Source organism: Exiguobacterium sp. HSB13 (assembly GCF_056764755.1).
Map to the genome: position 1 here is coordinate 1 of NZ_JBUZOM010000037.1, position 464 is coordinate 464.

The 464-nt window shown below is 53.2% G+C and carries 1 pseudogene; it reads right to left on the reverse strand.

What is annotated here, in order from left to right:
• Positions 1–32 precede the first annotated feature (32 nt).
• Positions 33–464 (reverse strand): annotated as a pseudogene (locus ACZGCQ_RS16930) (preprotein translocase subunit SecA); the annotation flags it as partial.

The following is a 464-nucleotide window of genomic DNA, read 5'->3' on the forward strand; positions in this document are numbered from 1 at the left end:
GGTGCTTGTTTCCGTTCATCGAGGTTATTTCATTCGGCGCGTTTTTGAGCCGATTCAACGTCACGAGATACCATCCGGCTCTCGATTGGTTGCGAATCACCCATTCCGAGACGGTCCATCATCGACTGTAGCGAATCGGAACCGAAACGACGCATCAACTCATCTTCAAGTGAGAGATAGAATTGTGATGCCACTGGATCCCCTTGACGACCGGCACGACCACGGAGCTGGTTATCGATCCGGCGTGATTCGTGGCGCTCTGTTCCGAGGCTGTAGAGACCGCCTTTATCTAAGACACCTTCACCGAGCTTGATATCGGTACCACGACCAGCTATGTTCGTTGCGATCGTGACCGAGTTCGCTTGACCGGCGTTCTCGATGATTTCCGCTTCACGCGCGTGGTTCTTGCCGTTCAAAACTTCGTGACGAATGCCACGTTGCTTGCGGATGCTACTGGGTAACTC